A 15,187-nucleotide genomic window follows, 5' to 3' on the forward strand; every position below is an offset into this window, starting at 1 on the left:
CGAAGAACTACACAGCGGCAGGCCCTCGGAGTCAGCAAATGAGTATCGCGGGAATACGCTCCAACCGAGGCGACGGTTACCAGACAATGGTGGCATTTGACTGGGCATTAACAATCTTATCCGATCCAGAGTATCTGTGGCTTGAGATCGACTCGACAACCTATTCAGTGGACGATGTAGTGGTCGGCAAAGCCGACGGCACTCTGATTGCATGTCAGTGCAAGAAGAATCAGACCAATTTCAAGGCTTGGTCTATAGCTGACCTTGCGGACGAGCTAGACAAAGCAGCCAACTTGCTAGGGACCGTCCAGAATTCCGAGGTGCTTTTCTATTCGCGCAACAACTTTGGCGACCTCGCCAAATTGAGAGAACATAGCTCAACTCAGGATAATGAAATTAGTTATCAAGCGAGTTTAGGCAAGGACCACCAAGTAACAGACGCGGCTTTGAAGGCAAGCCTTATTAAGTCCGCACCCGGTCTTTCTTCCTACGAATTCCTGCGCCGCACAAAATTTGTGACCAGCGATGAACTGGAACGCATGGTCGACCTGCTACGCGAGCGCTTGCGTAACATGGCGAGCAATCTGGATGCCGCATTCAATGCCCTCTGGGGACGCCTCGATCAACTCGGAGCGCGCATGGGGGGTGACAGCACATCCGCCACCCGGCACCGATTAACCAAAGACGATCTCAAAGCCATTCTTCATAAGGCTGGAGCAATGTTGGTTGCTCCCATGGATCTTGTCGAGGTACGGTTGTCGTTTTCCGGAACCTCCGCTATTGGCAGATCATGGCGGAGAGATATTGCGGGGCAGCGGATTTCCAGCCCGACCGTGAACGAGCTGCTTACCGCAATCGACGCGAAGAAGCAGGCCATTTTACTCACCGGACTGCCCGGCTCTGGAAAAACCTGCGTGATGCTTGAGCTGCAAGATGCTTTGGAGCAACTAGCTGAATCCCGTTCAGACATTGCGCCACTCTTCATTCAATCGCGTGAGTTCGCCGACCTAGTTACGACGCAAGATCGACAATCACAAGGTTTGCCCGAGCAATGGGTTGAAAAGGCAGCCCGTCTGGCTGAAACCACGCATGTAATTGTGGTCATTGACTCGCTGGATGTGCTTTCCATTGCTCGCGACCATCGTGTACTGACCTACTTTTTGGCGCAGATGGATCGTTTGTTGTTAGTTCCAAATGTCACGGTGGTTACTGCTTGCCGAGATTTTGACAGACATTACGACCGTCGAATTGCCGAAAGAAAATGGGATTGCGAATTGAAGTGTCAGCAGTTGGACTGGGATACTGAAATTGCGCCGCTGCTTGATAGGCTTGGAATTGCAACGAACTCCATCGATACAGTTACTCGCGAGCTCATAAAAAATCCACGCGAACTCGCGCTGTTCGTCGAGCTTGCACAACGCGATGGCAGCTTCAATGTGGTGACCAGTCAGGCCTTGGCGCAACGCTATCTCGATACTATCGTGCGGGCCAACAACGCACTGGGGGATGCGGCAATTCAAGCGATAGAAGCCATTGCCTCGGATATGCTGAGTTCACGCAGCCTGGCTGTGCCGCATCAACGTTTCGGCGCATCGCAGGAAATTCTCCGGAGGCTTTGCAGTCTCAATGTGATACAAGAAACTCAGGACGGGAAACTGACGTTCGGGCATCAAACCTTGCTGGACGTATTGGTCATCAGTGGAGCGGTCCGCAGTGGTGTCACGCTTAATGGGTTTCTTCAGGGGCTGCCGCCCGTCCCTTTCGTCCGTCCTAGCATCCGCAGTTTTGTTGGCCAACTGGCACTGGGCGAGCGTCGCGAATTTAGGAAGCAGATACGTGCCGTATTAACAGGCAGCGCAGCCTTTCACATCAAGCGCTTGGTTGCGGAATCATTCTCAGAGCAGAATCCACAGGACGATGACTGGCCATTAATACGCGACTTACGCGAAAAGCACCGTGACGTTTTTCAGGTTATCTATGGCGCTGGGGCAATTGAGTGGCACCATTTCTGGTTAAGGCATCTGGTTCCCGACTTGAGGAATGCACGGGATGCCGAAGGGATGGCAAGGCATATTCATCGAATAGCGCGATGGGGAAATGCAGATGCTGCAGGCGTTCTGGCATTATGGACGGAGGCGCTATCCCTGGATTGGCTGGACAGAAATGGCATTGCAGAGCAACTTGGATTTCATCTATCCGAAATCAAGTCTGACAATACTGCGCTGCTTGTTCCGCTGCTTGAGCGGCTACTCGATCTGCCACGCTCTGAGCACAGCTCTCTTGGCAGAGCCATCGCGCGCTGTGTGGCGGCAGGCGTAGCGGATGACTCTCTACTTTGGCGTTATATCGCAGATGGCGTTAGCGACGATGACCTACTTGAGTTCAGGTTTGATAACAAATTGCGTTGCAAACCTCATGAGTTCGGAGACCGGGAGGAAAACTTCATCCGTCAACGCATGAAACAGTCGACCGCGTTGCTGGATTTAGCCTTGGAATCAATTGAGCACTGGAGCAATGTTCGCGCATCGCGCTATGGCGAAACCCGCATCAGTTACCGATATGGGTTTTTGAGGGAAACATCATACGATGATGTGCACAGCCAGAAAGATATGCGACATGCAGGCAGCATGGATGTCTTGCTTGACGCGCTTGAGGCGGCCATCATTCACCATGCGAAAATAAATTCGGGCTGGCGGCTAAATAACCGCGAACGCCTATACTCCAATCGCGAAGGGGCATTAATTTACTTCACCACCCTCGCTTGCAATGCATCGTCTGAAGCCAACATCGATCTAATAGGTCGCATGTTGTGCGACAAGAATTTGCTGGAGTTTGAGCTTTCCTACGAATTGGGAACGCTGATTCAGTCGGCATTCCCCCTGCTCGACGCCCAAGTGCAAGATGATGTGATGGCGAACATCTTGACCCTCTGGGGTGAAGAGTCTTCCGATGAGCCTAGCCATTTCTGGACACTAAAAAAACGAGCTGAACTTATCGTCGCGATCCCTTGCTACCAACGCTCGCCGGAAGCACAGGAAATGTTGGAGGCATATGAGAAGAAGGCTGGCACGCTGATTCGGCAGCCGTATATATGCTCACGTGGCGGAATAGTAAGGGCGCCGTTTTCATATGAGGTCTTCCTCAATTCAGGCAATGCCGCAGTGTCGTGCTTATTGTCACATTATTCCGGATATGAAAGTTGTTTCGATGATTTTCTTGTTGGCGGTGAACGCGAGGTTGGCTGGCAACTACGAGAAGCCTCGTCCCGCCACCCCACGCGATTCCTTGACTTTTTGAATAGTTATTGGATAGATATTCCTGAGCAATTTCGGGATGACATCCTAGGCGGCGTTGCCACTCATCTCGCTCATCGTTATGGAAACTTGCAAGCCAATAGCACATGGGAGCCTATTGATGAGCCAGATGCCTCTTTCTTGGCAGGACTGATTCTTGATGAGCTGGAAAGGCACCCCGCGCATTGGAGGCACAAACGCTCCGCAGCCCAAGCGCTGGAAGCCTGTTCGAACGTCATATACGACCCGAAAAGTGCTGAGCGGTTGATTTTTCTTGCCATAGGATTTGGAGACCTTCATGAAGAAGATCCGATCAAGGGAGATAACCTCGAGCTGATCTCCATAGGCATCAATATGGCAAAGGGGGGTGTTGCCGAAGCCTTGATGATCCTGGCGAATAATTTAGGTGAGCGCGACATTGAATTCCCTAAACTACTGATACCTACCTTGCGCCGTTTTGCTAGTGACGAACACCCTGCGATTCGCTCGCTGATCTTGCGCCGCCTACCATACTTGCAGAGCAAAGATTTTGATCTGGGCTGGGATTTGTTTTACCTAGCCATGAAAGATTCGGAGAGGCTTTGGGAAGTCGCGGAGCCCTGCCTTTATTACGCCTACCACAGTCATTTTGAAGTGGTGAAGCCTTTGCTGGCGCGTCTCCGTGATGAGGGCAGTGAAAAGGACCTAGAAACATGGGGACGCATTTCAGCACTGGCGACCATGGACCAAAAAATGGATCTTGCCGACCTACTGGAAGGACTGAAAGCACTGGATAAAACGGAGGCTTGGCAGGGAGTTGCCACTGTTTGGACAAACCTTGAAAACATCCAGCAGCACCGGGAACAGTGCCTTCTAGGGTTAGATACGGGCTTAAATTCCGGCACCACTCATGCCGAAGCGATTGCTGAACAGATGGGGCATCTTTTCGACAAGCCAGGGACGATCTCTGTTCCGATAGGGCTGATTCGACGTTGTTTTGATTTATTCAGAAGCGATAACGATATAGAGAAAAAACACCATCGCCTCTTCGGTTTTCACGAATGGCTAAATGCGACATCGCAACGTGATCCCGAACAAGCCTTGGCTGCAACTGAAATTTATTTAGCGTATGTCAGCCATTGCAAACCATATCTATATGACCATGAGGATAGTCTTACCCAGCTAATGACCCGTCTCTTTGCAGAAGCAGAAGAACGAGAAGAGTCTGACGGTGGCGCGATGCTGCAACGTGTGGTTGTCGCACAAGACACACTACTTTTGCTGGGAGTCAACGGCGTGGCCGATTGGTTGAAGGCGGCCGAGCGGCCATAACCGCTAACAAGATCACAGATGGAGTTCCTGACATCATACAGCTTGATATACAACCTCTGAGTTATAGACGAAGTGCCTTGGGCCGTCGTTTGGCACATAAAGACGAAAGACCAGAAGCGCCAGAGGTGGCGTGCAAGCCGAAGGCCCGCTACGCATACTGCGATCATGCCTATGAGCCCAAGCATTGATTCTTCTGCGTCAACGGCATCTATATCGCCAACCCACATGCCCGCCAGGGCATGAAAAAGGCCGGAACTCCTGACACCCAGGGTCCGGCCTTTTTCGTTGCACGCCCCTGGCTACCGGGCCGATGAGACGCGCGACCTGCGCCCGACCGATCCCGGTGGCGACACACCCGGCATCGGGCAGCGGCTGGCCCGGGCCGACGGCGCCTGAAGAAATGACGCTTCAGGCAGGCTCCTGCCCGCCATCCTTGCGCCGTGGACCGCGCGAGTGGGCGTCACGCACCTGCTGGTCGCGCTGTCCCGGACGCTGCTTGGCGACGTCGTCCTGCTTCCGGTCCTGGCGGCTTTCCTGCACCCCCTGGCGTGGATCGGGCGTGTCCTTTTCGTGTCTGCTCATGCGTGGCTCCGCCGCCGGCGGAGGCCGGCGCTGGTGCCACGCTAGAGGTCGCCGGGTAACGAACGGGTCAGTCCGGCGCGAACGCCATGTGCAGCCGCCGGCCGTCCGCTCAGGTGCGATTGATGGATATCCCGCCGTCCACGCGCATCGCACTGCCGGTCACGAAGCTGCCTTCATCGCTGGCCAGGAACAGCGCAGCGTTGGCGATCTCTTCCGGCCCGGCCAGGCGCTTGACCGCATGCAGCGACCGTACGAAGTCCAGCGCATCCTCGTCTGGCGCAGCCTGCCGGCCCATCTCGGTGTCGGTGCCGCCGGGCAGCAGCACGTTGCAACGCACGCCCCGTGCGCCGTACTCGGCGGCGATCACCTGGCTCAGGCCGATCAGCCCGGCCTTGCTCGAGGCGTAGGCGGCCATGCCGGGCAAGCCGACGGTATGGCCGACGATGGTGCCGACGAACACCAGCGAGCCGCCGCCCCGCGCCAGCAGGGCTGGCAACTGCGCACGCGCGGCGTGGAAGGCTGCATCGAGGTTGGTGGCCATCACCTGCCTCCAGGCGTCCACCGGAAACTCCGCAGCGGGCACGCCCGGCCCCAGCATCCCGGCATTGTTGATCGCGATGTCCAGGCCTCCGAAGGCCCGCTTCGCCAGGTCGACCAGCACCTGTGCAGTGTCCGGCCCGGCGACATCGGCGGCATGCACCACCGCCTCGCCGCCGGCAGCACGGATCTGATCGGCCAGCGCCTGCAACGGCTCCGGCTGCCGCGCGTTGAGCACCAGCCTTGCGCCCTCGGCGGCGAAACGCAGCGCGCAGGCGCGGCCGATGCCGGCGCTGGCACCGGTGATGAGGGCGATCTTGTCGTGCAGGCGCATGTTCGGGGTCCAGGCAGTGAAGTGGACCCTACGATGTCGCGCCCCTGCCCCGTTGACACTCCGTTTCCGGGCCCTGCCGGCGCGTGCAGGAAACGGAGTTTCCGCCAGCGGGGCACGTGCCAGAATCGACGCATGGACACTGCCATCGCAACCACCGATGCCCGCGTCGAACGCGTCTGCCGCCACCTGCAGGCCCGTCTCGACGAACCCTCGCTGCAGGAGCTTGCCGAACTGGCGGGCTGCAGCCCCACCCGGCTGCATCGCCTGTTCAAGCAGGCCACCGGATTGACCCCGAAGCAGTATGCGGCGGCCCTGCGTGCCGATCGGCTGCGCACAGGACTGCAACAGCAGGCGCGCATCACCGATGCCTTCCACGACGCCGGCTTCGGCTCCAGCGGCCGCTTCTACGAGAACGCGCCGCGCCTGCTGGGAATGACGCCCCGGCAATGGCGCAGCGGTGGACGCGGTGAGGTGATCCATTTCGCCATCGCCGAAAGCTCGCTGGGCAGCGTACTGGTGGCCAGCAGCAGCATCGGCGTGGTGGCGATCCTGCTCGGCGACGATCCGGAAGCGCTGCTGCAGTCGTTGCAGCAACGCTTCCGCCAGGCTGAGCTGGTCGGCGCCGACAGCGGCTACGAGCAGCTGGTGGCGCAGGTGATCGGCCTGGTCGAGGATCCGGCACGTGGCGCGACACTGCCACTGGACATCCGCGGCACAGCCTTCCAGCAGCGCGTCTGGCAGGCGCTGCAGCAGATTCCCCAAGGGCAGACCGCATCGTATGCCGACATTGCCGCGCGCATCGGCGCACCGCGCTCCAGCCGCGCGGTCGCGCGTGCCTGCGCCAGCAATCCACTGGCGGTGGCAGTGCCATGCCATCGCGTGGTGCGCCGCGATGGCGATCTGTCCGGCTATGCCTGGGGTGTGGCCCGCAAGCGCGAACTGCTGCGCCGGGAGAACGCCGCCAACGGCTGATGCCGCCCCATCAGGACCGGTGGATGCCGACCGTGGCCGGCTCTCGCGCCGTGGCAGCGCCGGGCCATGCCCTGCGGACACCGGCGAGGGCTCAGTCCAGCTTCACCACCAGCTTGCCGAAGTTGCGCCCCTGCAGCAGCCCGAAGAAGGCATCCGGTGCGTTCTGCAGCCCTTCGACCACGTCCTCGCGGTACTGGATGCGCCCTTCCCGCAGCCAGTGCGCCATCTCGCGCTCGAACTGCGGCCACAGGTGGCTGAAGTCGTGCACGATGAAGCCGCGCACCGTCAGCCGCTGCCGCAGGATCTGGCTGAACAATGCCGGCAGGCGATCGGGCCCGGGATGCTCGACGCCGCGCGCGTTGTAGGTGGCGATGGTGCCGCAGACCGGAATGCGGGCGAAATCGTTGAGCAGTGGCAGCACCGCGTCGAGTACGTGGCCGCCGACATTCTCGAAGTAGACGTCGATGCCGTCCGGCACGGCGGCGCGCAGCTGCGCGGCGAAATCAGCCGCGCGATGGTCCAGCGCCACATCCACGCCAAGCGATTGCAGGTAGGCACGCTTGCCATCGCCACCGGCAATGGCGACCACGCGGGCACCCTGCAGTTTGGCCAGCTGGGCGACGGTTGCCCCCACCGGCCCGGTCGCAGCGGCGACCACCAGCGTCTCGCCCGGCTGCAGCCGGGCGATTTCATGCAGGCTGGAATACGCGGTGAATCCCGGCATGCCATACACGCCGAGTGCCGTGCTCAGCGGCAGGCCCGCCGGGTCCAGCCGACGCCCCAGCACCTGCGCATCCAGCACCGCATGGGTCTGCCATCCACCCGGCGCCAGGAACAACTCGCCCACCGCGATTCCCGCCGCATTCGACTGCAGCACTTCGGCGACGGTCTGCCCTTCCATCACCGCACCCACGGCAACGGGAGGCGCATAGGAAGGTCCCTCGTCCATGCGCCCGCGCATATACGGATCCAGCGACAGATAGCGGTTGCGCAGCAGCACCTGTCCTGCTGTCGGCGCCGGCAGCGGCGACTGCTCCAGGCGGAAATTGGCAGCGATCGGTGCACCCTGCGGCCGCGAGGCGAGGACGATGCGGGTGGTGGTCGGTTGATCAGCCATGGGATGGACTCTGCTGCGGACAGCATTGGACAGGAGGGGCGACAATACGCCGCGACGATCGGCGCGTGCGGCGGCGAAAACAGCGTTCCATCGCCTGCCTGATGCAACCGCGGCCGCATGCCTTGCCCCTGCATGTTTGCCGATGCGGGCGGCCCGCTGATTTCCGCTGCAGGCGACGGCCCTCGCCGCCGCCGCGACCACCCGCCTCGTCCGCCATCGACCGGCGCCGCCACCTCGGCACGACGCAGGATCAACCACTTGCGCCCGCGCAGACGGCAATGTGAAGGTTTTTTTCCAAAATGCTTGCCGAAGACAGCCGACCTCCGTAATATGCGCGTCCTTGGCAGCGACGTCGCTGCAACGAAACACGTGGCCGAGTAGCTCAGTTGGTAGAGCAGGGGATTGAAAATCCCCGTGTCGGCGGTTCGATTCCGTCCTCGGCCACCACGTTCGAAGGCCTGCAGAAATGCAGGTCTTTTTTTTCCGGCCACCGCTGTCGATCGCGGTCCGCCGCACAATCTGGCCGAGTAGCTCAGTTGGTAGAGCAGGGGATTGAAAATCCCCGTGTCGGCGGTTCGATTCCGTCCTCGGCCACCATGCTTGAAGACCTGCAGAAATGCGGGTCTTTTTTTGTTTCCGGCGCGCCATGCAGGCGGTTGACGAAACATTCACACCGGCACGCAGCACGCCCCCTACGCTCCAGTGTCCTGCCGGAGTCTGCCGATGCATCTGCGCCCTGCCCTGTTCGCCTGCCTGCTGCTGGCTTCGCTGTCCGCGACCGCCAGCGAACCCGTGCGTGCCGTCGATGCACTGGACATCGACCGCTATGCCGGCCAGTGGCACGAGATCGCCCACCTGCCCGTGTCGTTCCAGAAGCGCTGCGTCGGCGACATCACCGCACACTATGCATTGCGCCGCGATGGCCGCATCAGCGTCACCAATGCCTGCCGCAATGGCGACGGCGAACGCGTGGTGGCTGAAGGCGTGGCCCGGCCCGTGGCCGGACATCCCGGTCAGTTGCAGGTGCGCTTCGTCCCCGACTGGCTGAGCTGGGTGCCGCTGGTCTGGGCCGACTACTGGGTGCTGGCGCTGGATCCGGACTACCAGTGGGCGATGGTCGGCGGCCCTGACCGCAAGTATCTGTGGATCCTGTCGCGCCTGCCGGAGATGGACCGCGCACGGTTCGAACAGCTGAAGGCCAAGGCCGAGGCGATGGGCTACGACCTGGCGCCGCTGCGCCTGATGGCGCCGATACGCGACGCACCGGCCGACTGAGCCGCCCTCCGGCTGCGCGCAACGCGCCCGCTCCGGCGCTGTGCGTGCCCGGCCGCCATCTTCACGCGCTACCCTCTGCGGCGGGTCGCCACAGGCGATCCACTGAACCATACGCCGTAGTATGCTTACGCCAACGCACCCCCTTCAGAGGACTTGCGCCCATGTTGCACCGTTTCCGTACCGTCTTGATCGTCCTGTGCACCCTCGCCCTCGCCGCCTGCAGCGACGGCATCGTCAAGCGCGTCTCGGAACCGGCCGCCAGCCTGCAGCAGCTGACCGTCCGCGCCGACGGCAACTGGACCGTGGCGCTGCGCCTGCAGAACTACAGCTCGATGCCGATGACGTTCGACGATGTGTCCCTGGCGCTGAGCGTCGGCGACAGCGAAGCCGGCACCCTGCAGGCCCGTCCCGGCATCTCCATCGGCGGCACCTCCGCCGACGTCATCACGGTCGACCTGGTGCCCAGCTCGGCCGCACGCCTGGTGGTGGCCGATGCGCTGGCCGGCAACCGCACCCTGGCCTATGGCCTGAAAGGTTCGGTGACAGCCACGCCGCAGGAAAAGAAGCAGCGCAGCTTCGACGTCAGCAGCCGCAGCACGTTGAACCAGGCGCCGGGCCTGCCGGGCGTGCTGCGCTGAACACCGCTTTCCATCGCGGCGCACCGCGCCGTTCTCCCTGTCCCTGATCGAGACGTATCCGATGAGCAGCTACACCGCCCCGCTTTCCGACCTCCGTTTCGCCCTGCACGACGTGCTCAAGGTCGAACCGCTGTTCGCCCGCCTGGGCTTCACCGACGCCACCGCCGACGTGGTCGATGCCGTGCTGGAGGAAGCCGGCCGTTTCAGCGCGAGCGTGCTGGCCCCGCTCAACAGCGTGGGCGATGAAATCGGCTGCGTGCTCGACCAGGCCACCGGCGAAGTCACCACCCCGCCTGGCTTCAAGCAGGCCTATGACCAGTTCGTCGACGGCGGCTGGACCGGCCTGACCGCCGCACCCGAGCTGGGCGGCCAGGGACTGCCGCACACCCTGGGCGTGCCGCTGAATGAAATGATCAACGCTGCCAATCTGGCGTGGGGCAATTTCCCGCTGCTCTCGCACGGCGCCATTGAAGCGCTCAAGCAGCACGGCGAAGCGTGGCAGCACGACGCCTTCCTGAAGCCCCTGATCGAAGGCCGCTGGACCGGCACCATGTGCCTGACCGAACCCCACTGCGGTACCGACCTGGGCCTGCTCAAGACCAAGGCCGAGCCGAACGCCGATGGCAGCTACGCGATCACCGGCACCAAGATCTTCATCACTGCCGGCGAGCACGACCTGACCGGCAACATCGTGCACCTGGTGCTGGCCAAGCTGCCCGACGCGCCGCCGGGTGCAAAGGGAATCTCGCTGTTCGTCACCCCGAAGTTCAAGGTCGACCGCGAGGGCAACGTCGGCGAGCGCAACGCGCTGCGCTGCGGCTCCATCGAGCACAAGATGGGCATCAAGGGCTCGGTCACCTGCGTGATGAACTTCGACGGCGCGCAGGGCTATCTGGTCGGCCAGCCGCACAAGGGCCTGCAGGCAATGTTCACCATGATGAACACTGCGCGCCTGGGCGTCGGCCTGCAGGGCATCGGCCTGTCCGAACGCGCCTATCAGAACGCGCTCAAGTACAGCCGTGAGCGCCTGCAGTCGCGCGCCCTGAGCGGCGCGAAGTTCCCGGACAGGCCGGCCGACCCGATCCTGGTCCATCCGGACGTGCGTCGCATGCTGCTGACGGTGAAGTCACTGGTGGAAGGCAGCCGCCTGCTGGCCCTGCACGCGGCCACCCTGATCGACATCGCCCACCGCGCCGACGACGCTGCCGAGCGCGAGCGCGCCGACACCCTGGTGAGCTTCCTGACCCCGATCTCCAAGGCCTGCCAGACCGAATGGGGCATCGAGAACACCTACAACGCCCTGCAGTGCTTCGGTGGCCACGGCTACATCCGCGAACACGGCATGGAGCAGCTGGCGCGCGATGCACGCATCACCACGCTGTATGAAGGCACCACCGGCATCCAGGCCCTGGACCTGATCGGCCGCAAGACCGCCTCCAGCCAGGGGGCCGGCCTCAAGCTGATGCTGGCCGAGATCGAGGCCTTCGCCAGGGAACACGAGGGCAACGAAGCGCTGGCCGAGTTCATCGGCCCACTGCGCGCCAAGGCCGCCGAATGGGGCAAGCTGACCATGGACGTGCTGCAGCGCGCCGCCGGCAACCCGGACGAGCTGGGTGCGGCCAGCTACGACTACCTGTTCTATTCCGGCTACGTGGTGCTGGCGTACTGGTGGGCACGCAGTGTCGCCGCCGCCGACGCCAGTGCGCACGGCGCGGCATTCGCGCAGGGCAAGCGCGAGACTGCGCGCTTCTACTTCGCCCGGGTGCTGCCGCGTACGCTCAGCCATGCTGCCGCGATCCAGGCCGGTGCCGCGCCGCTGATGGCGATGGACGACGAGCGCTTCGGCGCCTGAGCCCATCCCGCCGGTAGATCCACGCCATGCGTGGATGAGGGGTCAGAGCCCTTTCCTTCGGAAAGGGATCCGACCCCGGCCTGACCGCCCTCGATCATCCCTCTGGAGAAAAGCCCCCCTTTGTTAAGGGGGGCGCGCCAACGGCGCGGGAGACAGGAGGAATGCGCGGACCTGAATCTTGCGATTTGCGTATCGCCGACGGGCGATACACAAATCGTCAACATTCAGGTATAAGCTGTTCTCCCGATGGAGACAGACACTACACGCTTGGGTCTGATCGAAGCCGGAGCCCCGCTTTCTGCTCCGGGCGTCGAAGCATCGCCCAACGTCACGACGTTGCACCGCCCCGGTTCGGTCCGGCTGCTCTCGCTCGACGCCCACGGACGCGTACTGGACTGGATCACCTGGCAGGATGCCGCCTGCCTCTACGCCCGCGAGGCCGTCGCCTGGACCCTTGGCGACCCCTGCCTGCACATCCACGGCGGAACCAACCGGTTCAGCGGCCTGCAGAGTGGCCTGGACCTGCATCCGATCATCGCCGCGCGCGGCCACGCGCGATCCCGTGCCATCGACCCTACCCCGAACCTGACCAACCCGGCCCTGTTCGCCCGCGATTCGCACCTGTGCCTGTATTGCGGCCAGCAGTTCAACCGTCCCTCGCTGACCCGCGACCACGTCATGCCGCTGTCCAAGGGCGGGCTGGACTGCTGGGAAAACGTAGTCACCGCCTGCTTCCACTGCAACTCGCGCAAGAGTGACCGTACCCCCCAGCAGGCCGGCATGCCGCTGCTGGCGGTGCCCTACCGGCCCAGCTGGATCGAGCACCTGATCCTGTCCAACCGCAACATCCTGGCCGACCAGATGGCGTTCCTGAAAGCGCAGCTGCCCAAGCGTTCCAAGCTCAGCACCTGAACCTGCCGGCCGGCAACCCTCACCGTCCTGTCACGGACGGCGGCGTTTGCTTGCCCCACCCCCGTTTGAGGGCGAAAATGGTCGTTCAGAACACGTGCGAACATGATGATCGACTCTGCCCGCTATCCCCGCCTCGCGCACATCCAGACGCCGGATGACCTGCGCACGTTCGACGAATCCGAGCTGAGGGCGGTCGCCGACGAACTGCGCGCCTACCTCATCGAATCGGTGGGCAAGAGCGGCGGACATTTCGCCGCCGGCCTGGGCGTGATCGAACTCACCGTCGCCCTTCACTACCTGTACCAGACCCCGCATGACCAGCTGGTCTGGGATGTGGGCCATCAGACCTACCCGCACAAGATCCTCACCGGCCGCCGTGACGAGATCCACACCGTCAAGCAGAAGGACGGCGTGGCGCCGTTCCCCAAGCGCGAGGAAAGCGAGTTCGACACCTTTGGGGTCGGTCACTCCTCGACCTCGATCTCCGCCGCACTGGGCATGGCCATCGCCCGCCAGTCACAGGGCGACGACCGCAAGATCGTGGCAGTGATCGGTGACGGCGCGATGACCGCCGGCATGGCCTTCGAGGCGCTGATGCACGCGGGCGGCATGGAGCCGGAGCCGAATCTGCTGGTGATCCTCAACGACAATAACATGTCGATCTCCGAGGCCGTCGGCGGGCTGACCAAGATGCTCGGCCGCGCCACCGGCAGCCGCACGCTCAATGCACTGCGCGAAGGCGGCAAGAAGATCCTGGGCGACAAGAAGAACAATCCGGCGCGCTTCGTGAAGCGCTGGGAAGAGCACTGGAAAGGCATGTTCGTGCCCTCCACGATGTTCGAGGAGATGGGCTTCCACTACACCGGCCCGATCGACGGCCATGACCTGCCCGCCCTGCTGTCCACGCTGAAGACGCTGCGCGCCTCCAAGGGCCCCAAGCTGCTGCACGTGATGACCACCAAGGGCAAGGGCTACGAGCCTGCCGAAGGCGACCAGATCGGTTATCACGCAGTGGGCCCGTTCGATCCCGACAAGGGCCTGGTGGCCAAGACCGGCGCCAAGAAGCCGACCTACACCGACGTGTTCGGCGACTGGCTGTGCGACGCTGCCGCCGCGGAGCCACGCCTGTACGGCATCACCCCGGCGATGCGCGAAGGCTCCGGCCTGGTGCGCTTCAGCAGGGAATACCCGCAGCGCTACTTCGACGTGGCGATCGCCGAGCAGCACGCGGTCACCCTGGCCGCCGGCATGGCCACCCAGGGCGGCAAGCCGGTGGTGGCGATCTATTCCACCTTCCTGCAGCGCGCGTACGACCAGCTGGTGCATGACGTGGCCATCCAGGACCTCGACGTGCTGTTCGCGATTGATCGCGCCGGTGTGGTCGGACCGGATGGAGCGACCCATGCCGGCAACCTCGACCTGAGCTTCCTGCGCTGCGTGCCGAACATGGTGGTGATGGCCCCGTCGAACGAGGCAGAGTGCAGGCAGATGCTCAGCACCGGCCTGCAGTACGCCGGTCCGGCTGCGGTGCGTTATCCGCGTGGCAGCGGTACCGGCGTCGCCGCCGGCAGCGACCTGTCCACGCTGCCGATCGGCAAGGGCGAGCTGCGCGTGCAGGGCAGCCACATCGCCCTGCTGGCGTTCGGCAGTACCGTTGCCGCCGCCGAACAGGTCGGCCGCGAGTTGGGCCTGAGCGTGGTCAACATGCGCTTCATCAAGCCGCTGGACCGCGACCTGGTGCTGGCAATGGCCGCCCAGCACGAAGGCCTGGTGACCATCGAAGACAACGTGGTGGCCGGTGGCGCCGGTTCCGGCGTGGCCGAGCTGCTCAACGCCGAAGCGGTGCTGCGACCGATCCTGCATCTCGGCCTGCCCGATGCCTACCAGCATCATGCCAGCCGCGAGGACCTGCTGGCTGAAGCCGGCATCGATGCCGCCGGGATCCGCGCGGCCGTGCTCAAGCGCTGGCCGCAGCTGGCTGCCACCACTCCGCCGCTGAGCGCGGCAGGCTGACCGTTCCGGGTGGAACCGGGCAGGCGCCCGGTTTCCCCGCGCCTGCTGCGGAACGACGCGCGGTCCCTGTTCAACCGTAGCTGATCGCTTCCACGAACGCGCCGCTGGCTTCCACGCGCACGGCGGCGCGCTGCCCGGTGTCCACGAAGTGCAGCCTGGCCAGGGCCTGGGCGAAATCAAAGGCCCGGGCGCCGTCGCGGAACTCGATCGGCTCCGGTCTATCCGGGTGCAGAACGCGCCATTGGCGCTGTTCGCACTGAAGGCGGATCAACATGCAGCTCACTCCTTGAGGCAGCGTATCGATGAAGGCGGAAGGCGTGCATCAGTGCCGGCACGGATTGCCGATGCGAT

General features: G+C 62.7%; 11 protein-coding genes and 2 tRNA genes. 9 read left to right on the forward strand and 4 right to left on the reverse strand.

The features are described 5' to 3' along the window. Positions 1-38: 38 nt before the first annotated feature. Positions 39-4,604, forward strand: a complete 4,566-nt coding sequence (locus tag N7367_RS09265; RefSeq protein ID WP_279942244.1) for an AAA family ATPase — start codon at positions 39-41, stop codon at positions 4,602-4,604. 408 nt (positions 4,605-5,012) lie between these two features. Here the strand turns inward: N7367_RS09265 and N7367_RS09270 are convergent, their stop codons facing one another. Further along, entirely contained in the window at positions 5,013-5,186 is a 174-nt protein-coding gene (locus N7367_RS09270) for a hypothetical protein (RefSeq protein ID WP_180875536.1), read from the reverse strand. Between the two features lie 109 nt (positions 5,187-5,295). Then, positions 5,296-6,057: an SDR family oxidoreductase gene (locus N7367_RS09275; RefSeq protein WP_111186449.1), complete on the reverse strand. Its 762-nt coding sequence runs from the start codon at positions 6,055-6,057 to the stop codon at positions 5,296-5,298. Positions 6,058-6,189: 132 nt separating this feature from the next. On the opposite strand from N7367_RS09275, the gene N7367_RS09280 reads away from it, so the two are divergent. Further along, on the forward strand, positions 6,190-7,029 hold the full coding sequence (locus tag N7367_RS09280; RefSeq protein ID WP_065175524.1) for a methylated-DNA--[protein]-cysteine S-methyltransferase: 840 nt from the start codon (positions 6,190-6,192) through the stop codon (positions 7,027-7,029). A gap of 91 nt (positions 7,030-7,120) precedes the next feature. Here the strand turns inward: N7367_RS09280 and N7367_RS09285 are convergent, their stop codons facing one another. Continuing rightward, entirely contained in the window at positions 7,121-8,146 is a 1,026-nt protein-coding gene (locus tag N7367_RS09285; RefSeq protein ID WP_279942245.1) for an NADP-dependent oxidoreductase, read from the reverse strand. Positions 8,147-8,517: 371 nt separating this feature from the next. Between N7367_RS09285 and N7367_RS09290 the strand changes: the two genes are divergently transcribed. From N7367_RS09290 to dxs, 7 genes are all read left to right on the forward strand, one after another. Beyond that, positions 8,518-8,593: transfer RNA gene (locus N7367_RS09290), tRNA-Phe, on the forward strand. Positions 8,594-8,667: 74 nt separating this feature from the next. After that, positions 8,668-8,743: transfer RNA gene (locus N7367_RS09295), tRNA-Phe, on the forward strand. 126 nt (positions 8,744-8,869) lie between these two features. Beyond that, the gene (locus N7367_RS09300) at positions 8,870-9,421 is read left to right on the forward strand and encodes a lipocalin family protein (RefSeq protein ID WP_053518705.1); all 552 of its coding nucleotides are present in this window, start codon (positions 8,870-8,872) and stop codon (positions 9,419-9,421) included. 161 nt (positions 9,422-9,582) lie between these two features. Continuing rightward, positions 9,583-10,059, forward strand: a complete 477-nt coding sequence (locus N7367_RS09305; RefSeq protein WP_065181910.1) for an LEA type 2 family protein — start codon at positions 9,583-9,585, stop codon at positions 10,057-10,059. A 61-nt stretch (positions 10,060-10,120) separates the two neighbouring features. Then, positions 10,121-11,911, forward strand: coding sequence for an acyl-CoA dehydrogenase C-terminal domain-containing protein (locus N7367_RS09310; protein WP_053518703.1), 1,791 nt, complete (start codon positions 10,121-10,123; stop codon positions 11,909-11,911). Positions 11,912-12,157: 246 nt separating this feature from the next. Beyond that, a complete protein-coding gene (locus N7367_RS09315; RefSeq protein WP_053518701.1) occupies positions 12,158-12,823 on the forward strand; it encodes an HNH endonuclease in 666 nt (221 codons plus the stop codon). Positions 12,824-12,928: 105 nt separating this feature from the next. Further along, entirely contained in the window at positions 12,929-14,836 is a 1,908-nt protein-coding gene (gene dxs, locus N7367_RS09320) for a 1-deoxy-D-xylulose-5-phosphate synthase (RefSeq protein WP_065175547.1), read from the forward strand. 70 nt (positions 14,837-14,906) lie between these two features. Here the strand turns inward: dxs and N7367_RS09325 are convergent, their stop codons facing one another. Further along, positions 14,907-15,110 (reverse strand): hypothetical protein, encoded by a 204-nt coding sequence (locus N7367_RS09325; RefSeq protein ID WP_053518700.1) that lies wholly within the window; start codon positions 15,108-15,110, stop codon positions 14,907-14,909. Positions 15,111-15,187: the final 77 nt, after the last annotated feature.

It is taken from the genome of Stenotrophomonas sp. GD04145 (genome assembly GCF_029835135.1).
Lineage (GTDB): Bacteria > Pseudomonadota > Gammaproteobacteria > Xanthomonadales > Xanthomonadaceae > Stenotrophomonas > Stenotrophomonas maltophilia_P.